This is a genomic window from Xanthomonas sacchari (assembly GCF_040529065.1).
In the GTDB taxonomy this organism is placed as follows: Bacteria; Pseudomonadota; Gammaproteobacteria; order Xanthomonadales; family Xanthomonadaceae; genus Xanthomonas_A; species Xanthomonas_A sacchari.
The window spans coordinates 1036728-1056830 of sequence record NZ_CP132343.1 but is presented as its reverse complement, the minus strand read 5'-3'; the positions used below and the strand labels follow the sequence as shown (position 1 = coordinate 1056830).

General features: G+C 69.2%; 18 protein-coding genes. 7 read left to right on the top strand and 11 right to left on the bottom strand.

Annotated elements, in window-relative coordinates; translation table 11 throughout:
- Positions 1-16: 16 nt before the first annotated feature.
- The 8 genes from RAB71_RS04535 to RAB71_RS04500 all read right to left on the bottom strand — a co-directional run bounded on the left by RAB71_RS04535 (position 17) and on the right by RAB71_RS04500 (position 6218).
- Entirely contained in the window at positions 17-523 is a 507-nt protein-coding gene (locus RAB71_RS04535) for a dihydrofolate reductase (RefSeq protein ID WP_029561667.1), read from the bottom strand.
- A gap of 89 nt (positions 524-612) precedes the next feature.
- A complete protein-coding gene (locus RAB71_RS04530; RefSeq protein ID WP_010339997.1) occupies positions 613-1407 on the bottom strand; it encodes a thymidylate synthase in 795 nt (264 codons plus the stop codon).
- The gene (gene lgt / locus RAB71_RS04525; RefSeq protein WP_010339996.1) at positions 1404-2312 is read right to left on the bottom strand and encodes a prolipoprotein diacylglyceryl transferase; all 909 of its coding nucleotides are present in this window, start codon (positions 2310-2312) and stop codon (positions 1404-1406) included. The genes RAB71_RS04530 and lgt overlap by 4 nt, the downstream gene beginning before the upstream one ends.
- 521 nt (positions 2313-2833) lie before the next feature.
- A complete protein-coding gene (locus tag RAB71_RS04520; protein ID WP_010339995.1) occupies positions 2834-3325 on the bottom strand; it encodes a TPM domain-containing protein in 492 nt (163 codons plus the stop codon).
- The gene (locus tag RAB71_RS04515; protein WP_234006668.1) at positions 3325-4212 is read right to left on the bottom strand and encodes a YgcG family protein; all 888 of its coding nucleotides are present in this window, start codon (positions 4210-4212) and stop codon (positions 3325-3327) included. The genes RAB71_RS04520 and RAB71_RS04515 overlap by 1 nt, the downstream gene beginning before the upstream one ends.
- Before the next feature lie 120 nt (positions 4213-4332).
- Positions 4333-4974, bottom strand: a complete 642-nt coding sequence (locus tag RAB71_RS04510) for a LemA family protein (protein ID WP_010342214.1) — start codon at positions 4972-4974, stop codon at positions 4333-4335.
- A gap of 74 nt (positions 4975-5048) precedes the next feature.
- Positions 5049-5798 (bottom strand): TerC family protein, encoded by a 750-nt coding sequence (locus tag RAB71_RS04505; protein WP_010342213.1) that lies wholly within the window; start codon positions 5796-5798, stop codon positions 5049-5051.
- Between the two features lie 39 nt (positions 5799-5837).
- The gene (locus RAB71_RS04500; protein ID WP_010342212.1) at positions 5838-6218 is read right to left on the bottom strand and encodes a diacylglycerol kinase; all 381 of its coding nucleotides are present in this window, start codon (positions 6216-6218) and stop codon (positions 5838-5840) included.
- Between the two features lie 189 nt (positions 6219-6407).
- Between RAB71_RS04500 and RAB71_RS04495 the strand changes: the two genes are divergently transcribed.
- The 5 genes from RAB71_RS04495 (at position 6408) to RAB71_RS04475 (ending at position 13914) form a co-directional block, all read left to right on the top strand.
- Positions 6408-7124, top strand: coding sequence for an SGNH/GDSL hydrolase family protein (locus tag RAB71_RS04495; protein ID WP_010342211.1), 717 nt, complete (start codon positions 6408-6410; stop codon positions 7122-7124).
- A gap of 109 nt (positions 7125-7233) precedes the next feature.
- Positions 7234-7917 (top strand): response regulator transcription factor, encoded by a 684-nt coding sequence (locus RAB71_RS04490; protein WP_010342210.1) that lies wholly within the window; start codon positions 7234-7236, stop codon positions 7915-7917.
- Entirely contained in the window at positions 7895-9304 is a 1410-nt protein-coding gene (locus RAB71_RS04485; RefSeq protein ID WP_010342209.1) for a HAMP domain-containing sensor histidine kinase, read from the top strand. The genes RAB71_RS04490 and RAB71_RS04485 overlap by 23 nt, the downstream gene beginning before the upstream one ends.
- 235 nt (positions 9305-9539) lie before the next feature.
- Positions 9540-12752 carry an efflux RND transporter permease subunit gene (locus tag RAB71_RS04480; RefSeq protein ID WP_010342208.1) on the top strand — a complete coding sequence of 1071 codons (3213 nt, stop codon included), beginning with the start codon at positions 9540-9542 and terminating at the stop codon, positions 12750-12752.
- Positions 12742-13914 carry an efflux RND transporter periplasmic adaptor subunit gene (locus RAB71_RS04475; RefSeq protein WP_010342207.1) on the top strand — a complete coding sequence of 391 codons (1173 nt, stop codon included), beginning with the start codon at positions 12742-12744 and terminating at the stop codon, positions 13912-13914. Before RAB71_RS04480 ends, RAB71_RS04475 begins: the two co-directional genes overlap by 11 nt.
- A 107-nt stretch (positions 13915-14021) precedes the next feature.
- Here the strand turns inward: RAB71_RS04475 and RAB71_RS04470 are convergent, their stop codons facing one another.
- The 3 genes from RAB71_RS04470 to RAB71_RS04460 form a co-directional block, all read right to left on the bottom strand.
- On the bottom strand, positions 14022-15302 hold the full coding sequence (locus RAB71_RS04470; protein WP_010342206.1) for a HAMP domain-containing sensor histidine kinase: 1281 nt from the start codon (positions 15300-15302) through the stop codon (positions 14022-14024).
- Between the two features lie 108 nt (positions 15303-15410).
- The gene (locus RAB71_RS04465) at positions 15411-16124 is read right to left on the bottom strand and encodes a response regulator transcription factor (RefSeq protein WP_003481607.1); all 714 of its coding nucleotides are present in this window, start codon (positions 16122-16124) and stop codon (positions 15411-15413) included.
- A gap of 92 nt (positions 16125-16216) precedes the next feature.
- Positions 16217-16876 carry an arylesterase gene (locus RAB71_RS04460; RefSeq protein ID WP_010342204.1) on the bottom strand — a complete coding sequence of 220 codons (660 nt, stop codon included), beginning with the start codon at positions 16874-16876 and terminating at the stop codon, positions 16217-16219.
- Between the two features lie 124 nt (positions 16877-17000).
- Between RAB71_RS04460 and RAB71_RS04455 the strand changes: the two genes are divergently transcribed.
- Positions 17001-17603, top strand: a complete 603-nt coding sequence (locus RAB71_RS04455) for an ABC transporter ATP-binding protein (RefSeq protein ID WP_010342203.1) — start codon at positions 17001-17003, stop codon at positions 17601-17603.
- Positions 17600-20083 (top strand): ABC transporter permease, encoded by a 2484-nt coding sequence (locus RAB71_RS04450; RefSeq protein ID WP_010342202.1) that lies wholly within the window; start codon positions 17600-17602, stop codon positions 20081-20083. The genes RAB71_RS04455 and RAB71_RS04450 overlap by 4 nt, the downstream gene beginning before the upstream one ends.
- The last annotated feature ends 20 nt before the right edge of the window (positions 20084-20103 follow it).

Sequence of the window (20103 nt, the reverse complement as noted above, 5' to 3'; positions counted from 1 at the left end):
ATCCGCCAGCCGCTGCTTACACCGCGCCAGCCTGGCGCCGGTAATCCACGAACTCGAAGGCCAGCGCATGCCGCGCATCGACCGGATGCGCCTGCCGCGCCACCACGTCCCACTGCGCCGGATCGAACGCGGGAAAATGCGCATCGGCACCGTCGACCACGGTGTCGACATGGGTCAAGTACAGCGCCTCGGCCAACGGCAGGGCCAGGGCGAAGATGTCGCCGCCGCCGATCACCGCCAGTTCCGTGGCGCCGGCTTCGCGCGCCGCGTCGATCGCCGCCTGCAGCGACGCCACCGCCTGCATGTCCGCGAACGGCACCTGCCCCGAACGGGTCATCACCAGGTTCAAGCGCCCGGGCAACGCGCGCCCCAGCGACTGCGCGGTCTTGCGTCCCATCAACACCGGCTTGCCCAGGGTCAGCGCCTTGAAGCGCTTGAGATCGTCCGGCAGGCGCCACGGCAGATCGTTGTCGCGACCGATCGCATTGGCCCGATCCAGCGCCGCAATCAGGCTCAACTGCAGCGAGGGGCGCGTAGACCGCTCCAAATCCGTCCCCGCCGCCACTGCCGCCTTTTCCGATTCCCCATTCTCCATTCCCCACTCCCCGCCACTCACACCGCCACCGGCGCCTTGATCGCCGGATGCGGGTCGTAGCCCTCGATGGCGATGTCGTCATAGGTGAAGGCGAACAGATCGGTCACCGCCGGATTCAGCCGGAGGCGCGGCAACGGCTGCGGCGTGCGCGCCAATTGCTCGCGCGCCTGTTCGAAGTGGTTGGAGTACAGGTGCGCATCGCCCAGCGTATGCACGAAATCGCCCACACCCAGGCCGGTGGCCTGCGCCACCATGTGGGTCAGCAGCGCGTAGCTAGCGATGTTGAACGGCACGCCGAGGAAGATATCGCCGCTGCGCTGGTACAGCTGGCAACTGAGCTTGCCGTCGACCACGTAGAACTGGAACAGGCTGTGGCACGGCATCAGCGCCATCTGCGGCAACTCGGCCACGTTCCAGGCGCTGATCACCAGCCGCCGCGAATCCGGATTGCGCTTGATCTCGTCCACCAGCCACTGCATCTGGTCGATCTCGCGGCCATCGGCGCCGGTCCAGCGCCGCCACTGCTTGCCGTACACCGGACCGAGTTCGCCCTGCGCATCGGCCCACTCGTCCCAGATGCTGACCTTGTTGTCCTTGAGATAGGCGATGTTGGTCTCGCCCTTCAGGAACCACAGCAGCTCGTGCACGATCGAGCGCAGGTGCAGCTTCTTGGTGGTGACCAGCGGGAAGCCGTCGTTGAGGTCGAAGCGCATCTGCCAGCCGAACACGCTGCGCGTGCCGGTGCCGGTGCGGTCGGCTTTCTCCGCGCCGTGCTCCAGCACGTGCTGCAGCAGGTCCAGGTATTGCTTCACTTGGTCACCTCCGGCGGCGGCACCGGCTGCAGCACCGGCGCGCTGCGCGAGCGCCACAGCAGGAACACGCCCAGCAGGATCAGCGGAATGCTCAGTTGCTGGCCGCGCGTCAGCCAATGGAACGCCAGGTAGCCCAACTGCGCATCCGGCACCCGCACGAACTCCACGGCGAAACGGAACACGCCGTACAGCAGCGCGAACAGGCCGGACACCGCATAGCGCGCGCGCGGCTTCATCGAGAACGTCCACAGCACCACGAACATCACCAGGCCTTCCAGTGCCGCTTCGTACAGCTGCGACGGATGGCGGGCATAGCGATCGAGCATGCCGGCGGCGTATTGCTGCTGCAATTGCGCGCTGCTCATCAAGCTCTCCAGCGCTGGCGCGTTGGCCACCCCGTCGGTCGCCGGCGCGTGCGGGAAGATCACGCCCCAGCCGGCGTGGGTCAACTTGCCCCACAACTCGCCGCCGACGAAATTGCCGATGCGACCGAAGCCCAGGCCCAGCGGCACCAGCGGCGCGATGAAGTCGACGGTGTCGAAGAAATGCAGGCGCGCCTTGCGCGTCCACCACAGGCAGGCCGCCAGCACGCCCAGCAGGCCACCGTGGAAGCTCATGCCGCCGTCCCACACCTTGAAAATCAGCAGCGGGTCGGCGAGGAAATCGGACAGCGCGTAGAACAGCATGTAGCCGATGCGCCCGCCCAGCACCACGCCGAGCATCGCGTAGAACAGCAGGTCGGAGAAACCATCCTCGTTCACCCCGGGCAGGCGCCCGGCACGGATGCGGCGGCGGCCCAGCCACCAGGCCGAGATGAAGCCGGCCAAGTACATCAGCCCGTACCAATGCACCTTCACCGGCCCGAGCGAGAAGGCGATGGGGTCGATCTGGTGGAGATAGGTCATGCGCAGGCGTCGGCCGGGGGGCAAAGAGCGCCTATTCTGCCACCGACTCCGCTCCTTGCCGCGATTGCGGATGGCGCAGCGGGGTGGCGCTTCATCTGCCGGCAGGCGCAAGCGTCTGCCACCGACTCCGCTCCTTGCCGCGATTGCGGACGGCACAGCGGGGTGGCGCTTCATCTGCTGGCAGGCGCACGCGTCTGCCACGGACTCCACCGCCGACTCTGCGCATGACCGATGTACAGCCGGATGCGATGCGCATTCCCGTAGGAGCGGCTTCAGCCGCGACCGGGCTTTACCAGGGAACGCCCGTCGCGGCTGAAGCCGCTCCTACGGCGGGAGGCGTCGGTGGCGAAGGTCGCTGCAAAAATCCCAGCCAAGTAGATGGCTCGGATCGGCAGCAGGTGGGCAGCGCATTCTGATTCCCCCTGCATGCTTGCGGAAGCCAAGCCCCTGAAATCCACCACATCGGCGCCACAACGCCGCGTGTCATCTACCGGCAGGACACGCCCGAACTCCAGGCGCGCTCAATCCAGCACCCGCGGCAGATTCGGCAATTCGTTCTCGCCCTGCTGACCCGGCTGCGCCGGGAAGTGCGCGGCCAACAACGCGGAGACTGCGCCGACGCCGGCGATCACCGCCTGCTCGGGCTGGCCGGCGCGCATGTCGCGCTCGATCAGTGCGCAGACCTGGCGCCACTGCGCCGCGTCGACCCGCCCGCGCAGGCCGCGGTCGGCGACGATCTCAATGTGGTGATCGGCCAGCAGCAGATAGATCAGCACGCCGTTGTTGGCCTCGGTATCCCAGGTGCGCAGCTGCGCGAACGCATGCTCGGCGCGCAGCCGCGGGGCCATGCCACGCAGCACCTGCGCCGGTGCCAGCCCCGATTCCACCGCGAACATCACCTGCCCGCTGTGCAGGCGCTCGCCCTCGGCTATCGCCGCGCCGATGCGTTCCAGGCTGGCCGCCGGGAACAGCCGCTGTGCCGAGGGCGCGAACAGGTGCCGGAACAGGCGCATCACCAGCTCCCCGAGGCGCCGCCGCCTCCGGAACTGCCGCCCCCACCGCCCCAGCCGCCTCCACCGAAGCCGCCTCCGCCGCCACCCCAACCACCGCCACCGCCGCCCCAGCCACCGCCGAAGCCGCCACCACCCCAGCCGCCCCAACCGCCACCGCCAGCCGAGCGGCCAGGCGCGATGCCGACGAACAGGCCCAGCAGCAGGCCGATCGCGCCGGTCAGCGCACCGACGAACAGAGACAGGCTCAGCAGCAGGCCGACGCCGCCGCCGACCACGCCGCTCAGTACGCCGCGCACAGGGCGCGACAGCCGCGCGAACAGCACCTGCGCGACCAGCGCCGCGAACAGGCCGGCGAAGAACCCGAATCCCAAGCCGCCGCCACGCGACGCCGAGGCGTGCGCACTGACCGGCGCAGGCAGCGCTTCGCCGTCGATCAGCTTGACCAGCATCGCGGTCGCTTCGGCAATCCCGCCGCTGTAGTCGCCGGCGCGGAAGCGCGGCACCAGGTACTCCTGGATGATGCGGTTGGCGGTGGCGTCGGGAATCGCGCCTTCCAGCCCGTAGCCGGGCTGGATGCGCACGCGCCGGTCGTCCTTGGCCACCACCAGCAACACGCCGTCGTCCACGCCCTTGCGGCCGAGCTTCCATTGGTCGAACACACGCTGGGTGTATTGCTCGATGCTCTCCGGGGCGGTGCTGGGCACCACCAGCACCTGCAGTTGGCTGCCCTTGCGTTGCTGCAGTTGCACCGCCTGCCGGTCCAGTTCCAGGCGCTGGTTCGGCGTCAGCGTGCCGGTGGTGTCGACCACCGGCGCATCCAGCGGCGGGATCGGCGCCTCGGTCTGCGCCCAGGCCAGCCACGGCAACAGCGCCAGCAGCAGCACCAGCCAGACGCAGACGTGCCGACGGCCGGCTGCAGGGCGGGTGCCACCGCACCACGCCGTCGCTGCGGCGGCGCGCTCAGCCTCGGAGATGAAACGCACGGTCGGGCCGGCCTGTAGCGACGCTTAGTGCGCCGGTGCCGGCTGCTGCGGCTGCTGCGGCTGCTGCGGCGCGGACGCCGGCTGGCCGCCGAAGTTCACCGCCGGCGCCTCGGAGATCTGCGCCTCGTTCTCCACCGAGAAGTTGGGCTTCTCCTTGTAGCCGAACATCTTGGCGGTGAGCACCTGCGGGAACGACAGGATGTAGGTGTTGTAGTCCTGCACCGCCTGGATGTAGCGGCCGCGCGCCACGGTGATGCGGTTTTCGGTGCCTTCCAGCTGCGCCTGCAGGTCGCGGAACGCCTGGTCGGATTTCAGGTTCGGGTAGTTCTCGCTGACCACCAGCAGCCGCGACAGCGCGCTGGACAGCTGGCCCTGTGCCTGCTGGAACTGCTGCAACGAGGCGGCGTCGTCGGCGTTGACCTGCACCTGGCCGACGCGGGCGCGGGCGTTGGTCACATCGGTCAGCACCTGCCGCTCTTGGTCGGCATAGCCCTTGACCGTGTTGACCAGGTTCGGCACCAGGTCGGCACGGCGCTTGTACTGGTTCAGCACTTGCGACCAGCCGGCCTTGACCGCCTGGTCCTTCTGTTGGATCGCGTTGTAGCCGCAGCCGGACAGCAACACCGCCAGCGCGGCCAGGAACAGGGAGCGGGACAACAGGCGCATGCGAGGACTCCGGCAGATGACTGCGCGCAGCTTGCCACGCCGCCGGTGAAAACGCAGCCGACCTCAGCGGTGGCTCACCACTTGCCGGCGCCGGGCACCTGGTGCGCGGCGGCGCGCCGGCGCATCAGCAGGTTCAGCCACTCCACCAGCACCGAGAAGCCCATCGCCGCGTAGATGTAGGGCTTGGGTACGTGCACGTCCAGGCCATCCAGGATCAGCACCACGCCGATCATCAGGATGAAGGCCAGCGCCAGCATCTTCACCGTCGGGTTGGCGTCGATGAAGCGGCCCAGCGGGTTGGCCGCCAGCAGCATCACCGCCACCGCCAGCAGCACCGCGGCGATCATCACCGGGATGTGCTGGGCCATGCCCACCGCGGTGATCACCGAGTCCAGCGAGAACACGATGTCGATCACCGCGATCTGCGCGATCACCATCCAGAACACGCCCGAGGCCTTGCTGGTGGTGGGGTCTTCGTCCTCGCCGCCGGTGATCAGCTCGCGGATCTCCATCGTGCCCTTCACCAGCAGGAACAGGCCGCCGACGATCAGGACCAGGTCGCGGATCGAGATGCCCATGCCGGCGACGCTGAACAGTTCGCCCTGCATCCGCGCCAGGAACGCCAGCGACACCAGCAGCGCGATGCGGGTCAGGCAGGCCACCGCGATGCCGAACTTGCGTGCGGCCGGGCGTTGCGCTTCCGGCAGCTTGCCCACGGCGATGGAGATGAACACCAGGTTGTCGATGCCCAGCACGATCTCCAACGCACTCAGCGTCAACAGCGTCAGCCAGGTGTTGGGATCGGCGAGAAATTCGAGGGCCATGGTGTCGGGTCCTTTAACGGAAGAAGAAACGGGCGGCGATCACAGCAGGCGCGGCAGCAGGATCAGGCCCCAGCACAGCACCACGTTGGCCAGCATCACGAACACCGCGGCCGAGCCCATGTCCTTGGCGCGGCCGGCCAGCTCGTGATGCTCGGGACCATAGCGCTCGATCACCGCCTCGATCGCCGAATTGAGCAGTTCCACGGCCAGCACCAGCAGCAGCGAGCCGATCATCAGCACCTGCTGCACCGGCCCCTGCCCCAGCCACAGCGCCAGCGGCGCCAGGATCAGGAACAGACACACCTCCAGGCGGAACGAGGATTCGTGCAGCCAGGCGGCGCGCAAGCCCTGCCAGGACCAACGCGCCGCCATCAGCATGCGCCGTGGCCCGCGCGGCAGATGCCCGAACTGGTCGGCCACGGCTCAGCCCCGCCCCGGGCAACGGGGACGCGACGACGACGGCCGGAAGGAATCGGTCATGGGCAAGGGCGCAGCGGGATAGGCCGCAATTTTGCCACAAGCCCCGCGGCGGCGCCGGCATCGCCGCGGATTTGCCTGCATGTCGCGCCTGCGGCACCATCGCCGATCCCCTTGCTTCGAGGAGGCGTCATGCCCCGTTCGCCGCTGCGCGCACCGCTGCTCGCCCTGAGTCTGTTCAGTCTGTCCCTGCTGGGCCTGTCGCCGGCGCTGGCGCTCACCCCACCCCCGCCGCCCAGCGTGCCCGACCAGGTCTCCAATGCCGCCTGGGAAGAGGACATGGCGCGTTTCGCCAAGGACGATGCCGCGCATCCGGTCAAACCCGGCGGCGTGCTGTTCGTCGGCAGTTCCTCGATCCGCTTCTGGACCTCGCTGGCCACCGATTTCCCCGGTGTGCAGACCCTCAACCGCGGCTTCGGCGGCTCGGAGATCCGTGACAGCACCTGGTACGCCGACCGCATCGTGGTGCCGTACAAGCCGCGCCTGATCGTGTTCTACGCCGGCGACAACGACCTCAACAGCGGCCGCAGCCCGCAGCAGGTGCGCGACGATTTCGTGGCCTTCGTGACCCGCGTGCGCCGCGACCTGCCCAAGACCCGCATCGTCTATCTGTCGATCAAGCCCAGCCCGTCGCGTGCGGCGCTGATGCCGAAGATGGCCGAGGCCAACGCGCTGATCCGCAAGGCCGCTGCCGGCCTGAAGCAGGTCCAGTTCGTCGACGTGTACACGCCGATGCTGGGCGCCGACGGGCAGCCGCGCGCCGAGCTGTTCGGCCCGGACAAGCTGCACATGAACGCAGCCGGCTACGCGCTGTGGCGCGACACCGTGCGTCCGTACCTGAGCCCCTGACACGACGATGAGCGGCCTTGCGCGCCAGCATGTAGGCCGGGGGCGTGCCGGCGCGGCCTGGACGCGCCGGCAGTCGCGCTTCGCCGTCTCCGGCCTGGAGTAAGCCAGGATGCCCAGGGCCCTGGTCATCGAAGACGATGAAGTAACCGCCCGCGACATCGTCGCGGAACTCGGCGCGCACGGCTTCAGTGCCGACTGGATCGCCGACGGACGCGACGGCCTGCAGCGCGCGCTGGCCGATGGCTACGACATCATCACCCTCGACCGCATGCTGCCCGGCATGGACGGCATCGACGTGGTCTCCGAACTGCGCAAGCACGCGGTGCAGACGCCGGTGCTGATGATCAGCGCACTCTCCGAGGTGGATGAGCGCGTGCGCGGCCTGCGCGCGGGCGGCGACGATTACCTGACCAAGCCGTTCTCGCCCGACGAACTGGTCGCGCGTGCCGAAGTGCTGGTGCGCCGCCACCGCAGCGCGACCGCGCCGGAAACCCGCCTGCGCGTGGCGGACCTGGAGCTCGACCTGGTCCGACACAACGCCTTGCGCAACGGCCAGCCGCTGACCCTGCTGCCCACCGAGTTCCGCCTGCTCGAATTCCTGATGCGCAACGCCGGCCAGGTGGTGACGCGACAGATGATCTTCGAGCATGTCTGGGGCTTCCATTTCGATCCGGGCACCAACGTGATCGACGTCCACATCGGCCGCCTTCGCCGCAAGATCGACGGCAACGGCCAGCCGCCGCTCATCCGCACAATGCGCGGCTCGGGGTATGTCCTTGGTCCCGCTGAGTGACGCCTGGCGGTCGGCCACCTCTCGGCTGATCCTGATCTACGGGTCGCTGTTCGCGATCTGGTGCATCGTGCTGCTGGGCATCGTGCAGTGGGAGTCCACCCGCTATCTCTCGCACGTGATAGACCAGATGCTGGTCGCGCGCATCCATTACCTGGAACACACCGACCCTAGGCGCCTGGCCGACACGGTGGGCCAGGCCAACGCTATCGACATCCAGGGCTTCATGTGGGTCGGCCTGTTCGACCCGCAGGGACGCCGCATCGCCGGCAACATCGCCGAGGTACCCAGGGACATGGCCGCCGATGGCAGCGTCGGCGTGGTCAACGCCACGCTGATCGGCAGCGGGCACAGCGGCCAGACCCGGGCGCGCGGCATCGCCCGGCAACTCCCGGACGGCCGTCGCCTGGTCGTGGCGAAGGCCAGTACCGTGATCGACGGACTGACCGCGATCATCTACCGCGGATTACTGTGGGGCCTGTCGTTGACCCTGCTGCCCGGCGTGCTCGGCGGCCTGCTCATCGCGCGTGGCCCGGCCCGACGGATCCGCGCCATCCAGCAGGCCATGCAACCCATCCACCGTGGCGATCTCAGCGTGCGCCTGCCGGTGTCCCGGCGCGGCGACGAGGTGGATCTGCTGGCAGCCACGGTGAACAGGACGCTGGGCGAGGTCGAGCGCCTGCTCGGCGAGGTGAAGGGCGTCACCGACAACATCGCCCACGACTTGCGCACCCCGCTGACGCGCATGCGCACGCGCCTGCACCGGCTGCAGCAGCAGTTCGCCAGCCGTCCAGAAGGCGCGCAACTGGACGAATGCGTGGGCGAGATCGACACCGTGCTGACCCGTTTCCGCGCGCTGCTGCGCGTGTCGGAACTGGAAGACCGCCAGCGCAGCGCCTGCTTCTCGACGATCGACCTCGCGCCTCTGCTGCACGAGGTCCACGCGTTCTACGCACCCTTGGCCGAGGACCGCGGCCAGACCTTCGACCTCGCCCTGGAGCCGCTGCCGGCCGTGCACGGCGATCGGCACCTGCTGTTCGAGGCGCTGGCGAACCTGGTCAGCAATGCCATCAAGTTCACGCCCGACGGCGGGACGATCCGCCTGCGCGCAGGCACCGACAAGGACGGCAACGCCCGTCTCGAGATCGCCGACAGCGGGCCGGGCATCGCTCCCGACGAGCGCCAGACGATCTTCCGCCGGTTCTACCGCGTCGACCAGACGCGCGCCAAGCCCGGATGCGGGCTGGGCTTGGCGATCGTTAGCGCCATCGTGCGCCTGCACGGCTATACGCTGCAGGTGGGCGGCGACGCGCGCGGTGCCGTGTTCTCGCTGCTCTGCCCGCCCGCCGCGGCCGCGCCGTCCGCGGGCTGCGCGCCCCGCCCTGCCTGAAACGGGGGCACACCCGGTCCGCGGTCGTACGCCTCTCTCCGCGTGCCGCCGCGCGCGGCTTGGCGGCGCCGGCCACGCGGTTTGCAGTACACGCCCCGACCTGCGCACAAGTCGTTGAGCCATCAAGCGTTTGTGGCCCCGGAATGGATGTCTAAATAAATCTTAATGCGGCCAGCAAGCGCGCCGCAGGCAGAATTCGCCGCGACGCAACATTCGCGCACGGAACCACTCCTTCATGATTGGCCTTGTCCGGATCGCACTGACGCGACCGTATACCTTCGTCGTCCTGGCCCTGCTGATCCTGATCGTGGGTCCACTCGCCGCATTGCGCACGCCTACCGACATCTTCCCGGATATCAAGATCCCGGTGATCGCCGTGGTCTGGCAGTACAACGGCCTGCCACCCGACCAGATGGCCGGCCGCGTCAGCTCGCCGTTCGAACGCGTGCTCACCACCACCGTGAACGATGTCGAGCACACCGAGGCCACGTCGATCCAGGGCTTCGGCATCATCAAGATCTTCTTCCAGCCCAACGTCGACATCCGCACCGCCAACGCGCAGGTCACAGCCGTCGCGCAGACCATGCTGCGGCAGCTGCCGCAAGGCACCACGCCGCCGCTGATCCTCAACTACAACGCCTCCACGGTGCCGATCATCCAGTTGGCGCTGTCCGGCAAAGGGCTCACCGAGCAGAACCTGGCCGACCTCGGCCTCAACATCATCCGTCCGCAGCTCACGTCGGTGGCCGGCGCGGCGATCCCGTATCCGTTCGGCGGCAAGACCCGCCAGGTGCAGATCGACATCGATCCGCCGGCGCTGCAGGCGCGCGGCCTCTCGGCGCAGGACGTGGCCAACGCGCTGGCGACGCAGAACCTCATCACCCCGGTGGGCACGCAGAAGATCGGCAAGTACGAATACACGCTGCAACTCAACAACGCGCCGTCGGACATCCAGGAACTGGGCAACCTGCCGGTGAAGACGGTCGACGGCGCCACGGTGTTCATCCGCGACGTGGCGCATGTGCGCGACGGCGCGCCGCCGCAGACCAACATCGTGCACGTCAATGGCGACCGTTCGGTGCTGATGACGGTGATGAAGAACGGCTCGGCCTCGACGCTGGCCATCATCGCCGGCATCAAGGACCGGGTCGCGGCGATGAAGGAGGCGCTGCCGCCGGACCTGCGCATCGTTCCCATCGGCGACCAGTCACTGTTCGTGAGCGGCGCGATCGAGGGCGTGGCACGCGAAGGCGTGATCGCCGCGGCGCTGACCAGCCTGATGATCCTGCTGTTCCTAGGCAGCTGGCGTTCGACGCTGATCATCGCCATCTCGATCCCGCTGGCGATCCTCGGCTCGATCGCCGCGCTGTCGGCGATCGGCGAGACACTGAACATCATGACCCTGGGCGGCCTGGCGCTCGCCGTGGGCATCCTGGTGGACGACGCCACGGTGACCATCGAGAACATCAACTGGCACCTGGAGCAGGGCAAGTCGGTAGAGACGGCGATCCTGGACGGCGCCTCGCAGATCGTGACGCCCGCCTTCGTCTCGCTGCTGTGCATCTGCATCGTGTTCGTGCCGATGTTCTTCCTGGAAGGCGTGGCGCGCTTCCTGTTCGTGCCGATGGCCGAAGCGGTGATGTTCGCGATGATCGCGTCCTTCATCCTGTCGCGCACGCTGGTGCCGACCATGGCCAAGTACCTGTTGCGTCCCCATGCGCCGCATACCGACATGCACGGCGACGGCCATGGCCAGCCGCTGTCGCGCAATCCGCTGGTGCGCTTCCAGCGCGGTTTCGAAAAGCGCTTCGAGCGGCTGCGCGCCGGCTACTACGCGCTGCTCGAGACCGCGCTGCTGCGCCGCAGAATGTTCGTGCCCGGCTTCATGCTGTGCGTGGCGCTGTCGTTCCTGCTGCTGCCGATGCTCGGCCGCAACTTCTTCCCGTCGGTGGACTCGGGCCAGATCCTGATGCACGTGCGCGCGCCGGTCGGCACCCGCGTCGAGGAGACCGCACACCTGTTCGCCGACGTGACCGGCGCCGTACGCAGGCTCATTCCGCCGCACGACCTAGCCGGCATCGTCGACAACATCGGCCTGTCGTCCTCGGGCATCAACAACGCCTACAACAACACCGGCACCATCGGCTCGCAGGACGGCGACATCCAGATCGCGCTGAGCGAAGGCCACGCGCCCACCGCCGACTACGTGCGCACGCTGCGCCAGACCTTGCCGCGGCAGTTCCCGTCGGTGGTGTTCTCGTTTCCGCCGGCCGACATCATCAGCCAGATCCTGAACTTCGGCGCGCCGGCGCCGGTGGACCTGCAGATCCGCGGCCCGAACCTCGCCGCCAACTTCGCCTATGCCAACCGCCTGCTGCGCGAGATCCGCCGCGTCCCGGGCGTGGCGGACGCGCGCATCCAGCAGTCGCAGTCCAGCCCCGGCTTCGCGGTGAACGTGGACCGCAGCCTCGCGCAACAGGTGGGCATCACGGAGCGCGACGTCACCAGCAGCCTGGGCGTGAACCTTGCCGGCTCCAGCCAGATCGCGCCGACGTTCTGGCTGAACCCGCAGAACGGCGTGTCGTATCCGATCGTGATGCAGACGCCGCAGTACAGCCTGGACAGCCTGCCCGACCTGCAGAACGTGCCGATCAGCCCCAGCGCGGGCCAGGGCGGCGCGCAGAGCCTGGGCGGACTGGCGACGCTGTCGCGGACCGCGACCAATGCGGTGGTCAGCCAGTACAACATCAATGCGACCGTGGACATCTTCGCCTCCCCGCAGGACCGCGACCTGGGCGCGGTCGCGGCCGACATCCAGAAGATCCTCGATGCCGACCAGAAGTTCCTGCCCAAGGGGTCCAGCACGGTGCTGCTCGGCCAGGTGCAGACCATGAACAAGGCATTCGCGGGCCTGATCTTCGGCCTGCTTGGCGCGATCGTACTGATCTACCTGTTGATCGTGGTCAACTTCCAGTCGTGGAGCGATCCGTTCGTGATCGTGACCGCGTTGCCCGCGGCGATCGCCGGCATCGTCTGGATGCTGTTCGCCACGCACACCACCTTGTCGGTCCCCGCGCTCACCGGCGCCATCATGTGCATGGGCGTGGCCACGGCCAACTCGATCCTGGTGATCAGCTTCTGCCGCGAGCGCCTCGCCGAGCACGGCGACGCGGCGAAGGCGGCGCTGGAAGGCGGCTTCGTGCGCTTCCGCCCGGTGCTGATGACCGCGCTGGCGATGATCATCGGCATGGCGCCGATGGCACTGGGCCTGGGCGAAGGTGGCGAGCAGAACGCGCCGCTGGGCCGGGCCGTCATCGGCGGCCTGATCTTCGCCACCGTCAGCACGCTGTTCTTCGTGCCGATCGTCTTCAGCCTCATCCACCGCCGTGGTTCCCAACCGTCCTCGCCGACGGCACACGCCTCCGGAGCGTCCCCGCATGTCGCCTGATCTGCCGCCCCCCGTTTCGCCGCGCCGTCTCCGCCTGGCCGGCGTCATCGCCTTGATCGTGGTCCTGGCCATCGTCGTCGCCGGCATCGCCACGCGCGCCGGCGACGCGCACCGGCTGCGCGAATGGACCGACGACCAGGCGGTGCCGACGGTCACCGTGGTGGCTCCGGACACCGAGCAGGGCGCCGGCGTGCTCAACCTCCCCGGCCGCCTGGAAGCGTATGCCCGCGCGCCGATCTTCGCCCGGACCAGCGGCTACTTGAAATGGTGGAAGGCCGACATCGGCACCAAGGTGAAGGCCGGCGACGTGCTCGCCGAGATCGAAACGCCCGATCTGGACCAGCAGCTGCTTCAGGCCAAGGCCGACCTGGCCAATGCCCGGGTCAACGCCGCCCTGGCCCAGACCACCGCCAAGCGCTGGCAGACCATGGGCCAGACCGAGGTGGTGTCGAAGCAGGCGGTGGACGAGAAGAACGGCGACTACGACGCCAAGCGCGCCCTTGCCCAGTCCGCACAGGCCAACCTAGAACGCCTCGAAGCGCTGAAGGGCTTCGCCAGGCTGGTGGCGCCGTTCGACGGTACCGTCACCGCGCGCGAGACCGATGTCGGCGCGCTGATCAACGCCGGCGGCGGCGGCCAGGAACTGTTCGTCGTGTCGGACACGCACAAGCTGCGCATGTACGTGAACGTGCCGCAGAGCGATGCGCCGTCGGTGCGCGCCGGCAGCAAGGTGACGCTGACCGTGCCGGAGTACCCGGGGCAGACCTTCAGCGGCGTCGTCGACAGCGCGTCGGGGGCTGTCAACGCCGCCTCGGGCACCACCCTGGTCCAGGTCGCCGTGGACAATCAGGACGGCAGCCTGATGCCGGGCGGCTACGCCAGCGTGCGTTTCGATCTGCCGGCCGACGCCGCGCTGGTGCGGGTCCCGGCCAGCGCGCTGGTGTTCGACGACAAGGGCCTGCGCGTGGCGGTGGTCGACGCGCACGACACGGTCGCCTTCAAGCCGGTGACCATCGCCCGCGACTTCGGCAAGACCGTGCAACTCGGCTCGGGCATCACCGCCGGCGACCGCCTGATCGAAAGCCCGCCGGACGGCCTGACCGACGGCGACAAGGTGCGCATCAGCGCGCCGAAGGCGGACGGCGGATACACCAAGGCGTGAACACGACCGGCCGGTATTCTCCTTAAAGAACACCGGCCATTGCGGTGCATTAGCCGGCACAGGCCAGTGCCAGGGCGCCGGCCTGCGCCGACACGAACCTGCCGGCGTCAAGTCGCCGGGCCGAACCGCACCGTCGCGAGTATGCCCCCGCCCTCGGCGTTTTCCAGGGCCACCTGCCAGCCGAAGCGGTCGCATAGCCGGCGCACGATCGACAGGCCCAGCCCGGTGCCCTGCGGACGTTCCGGCTCGGCGCGGAAGAACGGCTCGAAGGCGTGCCGCAACGCCTCCTCGGACATGCCGATGCCGGTATCGCGGATACGGATGCGGTCGGCCTCGACCTCGACCTCCACGCGTCCGGCATCGGTGTAGCTGCAGGCGTTGCGCAGCAGGTTGCTGACCACCACGTGCAGCACCCGTGGCGGCGCGTGCAGCGTGGCCGGGGCCAGCACGCGCACGCTAAGGGTCACCGGCTTGTCCGCCAGCAGCTCACGGGCGTTTTCGGCCTCGTATTCCACCAGCTCGGCGACGTCGATGGTCTCGCTCTGCGGCACCACGTCCGCTTCCCGCGCCAGGATCAAGAACGCGTCGATCACCGCTTCCATGTCGCGACCCGCACGCTGGATCCGCTGCAGGCTGCGGTTCAGGCGCGGCGGCAGTTCCTGCTCGGTCATCGCGATGTCGGTGGCGACGCGGATCACCGTCAGCGGGGTGCGCAGTTCGTGGCTGGCATCGCGGGTGAAGTTGCGTTCGCGGGCGACGTGGTCGGTGACGCGCTGGGCCAATGCATGCAGCGCGGCGGCCAACTGCCGCGCCTCGCCCTGCACGTCGGCCGGCAGGTTTTCCGGGGCCAGATCGGCGGCGGCCGGGTGCCGCGGATCCCAGCGCGAGACCCGCCGCGCCAGCCAGTTCATCGGCGACAGCAAGCGTCGCGATACCCGCCACGTCAACCAGGCCACCACGATCACCGCGATCAGGGTCAGCAGGGTCGGCACCACGCCGAACCAGAATGCCAGCCGCTGCGCCGGCGCGCGTAGGAAGACCAGGTACAGGCGACCGGAAGGATTCTGGTCGACCAGCACGATCTCGCCGCCGGGGCGGTCCTCGTGCAGGCCGGGCGCCAGCCCCCGCAGGTCGACGGGCACGGCGGCATCGGATTGGCCGGGCGCCACCAGGTAGCCGCGCAGGCTGTGGGTGTTGGGCGGAAGCTGCTGCGGCTGCTGCGCATGCACGCGCCAGTAATAGCGCGCTTCCTGCTGCAGGATCGAGCCGACCAGCGAGTGCTGCACGATCGCCACCACCAGATAACTGGCAAGCGTGACCACGCAGCCCGCAAACACGATGCGGGCGATCAGGGCGAGGCGAAGTTTGCGCGGCAACCCGTGCGGCATACGGCATCCGTGATCGTTGCCGCGATTATAGGAAGGCCGATCGTGAGCCTTTCGTGCAAGCGGCCCCGTTCACCGGGGCCGCTGCGGGGTCCACGATCGGGCGTTGCCTCAGCTCATCGGCTGGGCGATGTCGGCGATGCGGTAGCCGGCGCTCTGCACGGTGTGCAGCAGCGGGCGGTCGAACGGCTTGTCGATGATCTTGCGCAGGTTGTACAGGTGGCTGCGCAGGGTGTCCGAATCCGGCAGGCCGTTGCCCCAGATCTCGCGCTCGATTTCCTGGCGGGTGACCACGCGCGGCGATTCGCGCATCAGGATGGTCAGCAGGCGCAGGCCGATCGGCGACAGCTGCAGCTCGGTGCCGGCGCGGGTGGCACGCATGCTCACCGGGTCCAGCACTAGGTCGGCCACCTTCAGCACTTCCGAGCCGACCTGGCGGCGCTCGCGGCGGATCAGCGCGCGTAGGCGCGCTTCCAGTTCCTGGATCGCGAACGGCTTGGTCAGGTAGTCGTCGGCGCCGAAGCCCAGGCCGGTAAGCTTGTCGTCGAGCGTGTCGCGCGCGGTCAGCATCAGCACCGGGGTGGACTTGCGCGCGTCGTTGCGCAGGCGGCGGCACACTTCGATGCCGTCCAGACGCGGCAGCATCAGGTCCAGCACCACGACGTCGTAACTGTTCTCCGCCGCCAGGCGGTAGCCGTCCAGGCCATCGCAGGCGTAATCCACTTCGAATCCGCGGCCCTCTAGATACTCGCCGATCATCTCGGAAATATTGCGGTTGTCTTCCACGACCAGCACGAGCCCGGATGTTTCCTTGGTCTGACGCATAACGCTTCCTCAGTCTTCAGCTTTGTGAAACATGCCGGATGTGCGGTGGTGGCGGCGTGAAGGTCGCTTCATCTGCCTGAGCCGCAAAAAAACTACTTCATGATCAATGGCTTGAGCTGCGGCCACACGTTGTCCAGCACCTTGGGCTGGGCCGCGGCGGTGGGGTGCAGACCGTCGCCCTGCATCAGCGCCGGGTTCAGCGCCACGCCCTCCAGCAGGAATGGCAACAGGCCGGTCTGGTACTGCTTCGCCAGGTCCGCGTAGACCGCGCGCAGGCGCTGGCGGTAGCCCGGGCCGTAGTTCGGCGGCACGTCGATTCCCAGCAACAGCACCTTCGCACCCGCGTCACGGCTGAGCACGATCATCTTCTCCAGGTTGCCGCGCAGTTCGGCCGGGCTCAGCCCGCGCAACGCGTCGTTGCCGCCCAGTTCGATCACCACCACCGACGGCCGGTGCTTCTGCAGCAGCGCCGGCAGCCGGGTCAGCGCGCCGGAGGAGGTCTCGCCGCTGATGCTGGCATTGACCACGGCCGGCGGCGCCCGCATCTGTTGCTGCAGGCGCTTGTCCAGCAAGGCCACCCAGCCGGACTGCACCGGAATGTTGTGCGCCGCGCTGAGGCTGTCGCCGAGCACCAGCACCGGACCCGTCGCACCTTTGGCACAGGCGATGACGGGCAGCAGCACCCACCATGCCAGCAGCAGCCAGGCGCGGCGCGTCCAGGCCCGCTTGCTTCTCGTCTCATCACCACGCATCGGAGATTCCCTCATCGACAGTCAGGCCCCCACGCTTCGCGCCGGCATCGCCATCGACGTGCGCGATGTCGGCAAATCCGTCAGCGGACCGGAGGGTACGGTCCACATTCTCGACAAGGTCGGATTGACCATCGGTGAAGGCGACAGCGTCGCCATCGTCGGTGCCTCCGGCTCCGGCAAGACCACCCTTCTCGGTTTGTTGGCCGGCCTCGACCTGCCGACGCGCGGCGAGATCGTGCTGGCCGGGCAGTCGCTCAATGCGCTGGACGAGGAAGCGCGCGCTGCGCTGCGCGCGCGCGAGGTCGGCTTCGTGTTCCAGAGTTTCCACCTGCTGCCGTCGCTGACCGCGGCCGAGAACATCGCCCTGCCGCTGGAACTGGCCGGCCGCGAGGATCCGGCGCGGGTGCGCGAGGTGCTGGAGGCGGTGGGGCTGAGCGCGCGGGCACGGCACTATCCGCGGCAATTGTCCGGCGGCGAGCAGCAGCGCGTGGCCTTGGCGCGCGCGTTCGTGGCGCGGCCGCGCATCCTGTTCGCCGACGAGCCCACCGGCAGCCTCGACCAGGCCACCGGGCAGCAGATCAGCGACCTGCTGTTCGCGCTCAACGCCGGCAGCGACACCACCCTGGTGCTGGTCACCCACGACATGCGCCTGGCGCAGCGCTGCGAGCACCGCTACCGCCTCGACGGCGGCCGCCTGCGCGCCGCCGACGCGGCGGATGCCGCATGAACGTGCTGCGCCACGCCGCGCGCGCACTGCGCCGCGAATTGTTCGCCGGCGACCTGCTGACCGTGTTCGCCGCGCTGGTGCTGGGCGTGGCGGTGATGACCGCGGTGGGCACCCTGGTCGACCGGGTAACCCTGGCGCTGACCGGCAGCGCCGCCGAGGTGATCGGCGGCGATCTCGGCGTCAGCGGACGCCAGGACATCCCCGCCGCCTTCGCCGAGGAAGCGCAGCGGCGCGGGCTGCGCAGTACGCGCATGGTCAGTTTCCCGAGCGTGCTGTTCCATGGCGACGCCAGCCAGATGGCCAACATCAAGGCGGTGAGCACTGGTTATCCGCTGCGCGGCGAGTTGCTGGTCGCGCGCGACACCGTCGGTGCCGGCAGCGAACGCGCCGGGCCGCCGCCACGCGGCGAGGCCTATGCCGATCCACGCCTGCTCGAGGCCCTGGGCCTGAAGCTCGGCGACGCGCTGGAGTTCGGCGCCGGCACGCTGCGCGTAACACGGGTGCTGCGCGCCGAACCGGATGCGTCCGGCGAACTGATGCAGTTGTCGCCGCCGCTGCTGGTCAACCGCGCCGACGTCGATGCCGCCGGCCTGCTCGGGCCCGGCAGCCGCGCGTCCTACCGGTTGATGTTCGCCGGCGCGCCGGGCGAGATCGCCGCCCTGCGCGCATGGCTGGCGCCGCGCGCCAAGGCGTTCCGCCTGGTCGGCATCGAGGACACCCAGCGCGGCGTGCGCGGCGCGTTCGACCGCGCCGGGCGTTTCCTGGCGCTGGCCGCGTTGCTGGCGGTGCTGCTGGCCGGCGTCGCCACCGCACTGGCCGCCAACCGCTTCGCGTTGCGCCGCATCGACAACGTGGCCGTGCTGCGCTGCCTGGGCGCGCGCCAACGCGACATCCTCGGCGCGCTGGCCCTGCAGTTGCTGCTGCTGGCGATTCCCGCCTGCGCGCTCGGCGTGGGCCTGGGCATGCTGGCCCAGGTCGGCCTGGTCGAAGCGCTGGGCAGCCTGATTCCCAACCGCCTGCCGTTGCCGCAGGCGACGCCGGCGCTGGCCGGCGCCGGCATCGGCCTGTTGTTGTTGCTCGGCTTCGGCCTGCCGCCGCTGCTGCGCCTGCGCGACGTGCCGCCGATGCGCGTGCTCAACCGCAGCTTCGCCGCGCTGCCGCCGACCTCGCTGCTGGTCTATGCCGCGGCGCTGGTCGCCACCGTGGTGCTCGCGGTCTACGCCACCGGCGACGGCGTGCTGGCGGCCTGGGTGCTGGGTGGCCTGACCCTGCTGGCGGCGCTGGCCGGGGCGGTCGGCAGCGTGCTGCTGGCGGTGCTGCGGAGGCTGCAGGGACGCCTGCGCGGGCCATGGAAACTGGGCCTGGCGGCGCTGACCCGGCGCCGCGCGCTGAGCGTGGTGCAACTCGTGGGATTGTCGCTGTCGCTGTGCGCGCTGTTGTTGCTGGCGGTGATCGGCCCCGGCCTGCTCGGGCAGTGGCGCGACCGGCTGCCGGCGGACACGCCCAACTACTTCCTGATGAACATCCAGCCCGACCAGGCCGAGCAGGTGCTGGGCACCCTGCGCACGCTCGGCGTGGCCGACGCGGCGGTGGAACCGTTCAGCACCGGCAAGCTGGTGGCGATCAACGGCAAGCCGCCGCAGCGCCGCGAGCAGGGTCCGGACGACGACGGCGACGGCAGCGACCGGCCGATCAACTTCTCCTGGCGGCACGAATTCCCCGCGGCCAACCGGCTGCTGTCCGGACGCTTCTGGGCTGCCGACAGCACCGCCGCCGAAGCCTCGGTGGAGGAAGGCTGGGCGCAGCGCTACGGGCTCAAGCTCGGCGACCGCATCACCCTGCTGCTCGGCGACCAGCAGCGCAGCTTCACCGTGACCAGCCTGCGCAAGGCCGACTGGGATTCGTTCCGGGTCAACTTCTTCCTGCTGCTCAACGCCGGCGCAGTGCAGGATGCGCCGTACAACCTGATCTCCGCGTTCCACCTGCCGCACGCCTCGGCGGCGCAGCTGAGCGGACTCAGCCGCGCCTATCCGAACGTGTCACTGCTGGACATCGACGCGATCCTGCAGCGGGTGCGCGAGGTCATCGACCGCGTCGCCCAGGCCGTGCAACTTGTGATGGGCTTCAGCCTGCTGGCCGGCGCGCTGGTGTTACTCGCCGCCCTGCAGGCCACCGCCGGCGAGCGCCGCTACGACAGCGCGGTGCTGCGCACGCTGGGCGCTCGCCGTGGGCAGTTGCGCGGTGCGGTACTGGTGGAATTCGGCGCACTCGGCCTGCTCGCCGCGATCCTCGCAGTCGGCGCGGCAGCGATCATCGGCGTGGTGGTGGCCAGGCAGGCCTTCGACCTCGCGCTGTCACCGCCGTGGCCGGCGCTGCTGCTCGGCGGCCTGGGCGGCGTGGCGCTGAGCCTGCTCGCCGGCTGGTCCGGCACTCGTCGTATCCTGCGTACACCGCCGGCGCTGGCCTTGCGCGAGAACTGAGCACACGGCGGCCCGGCACA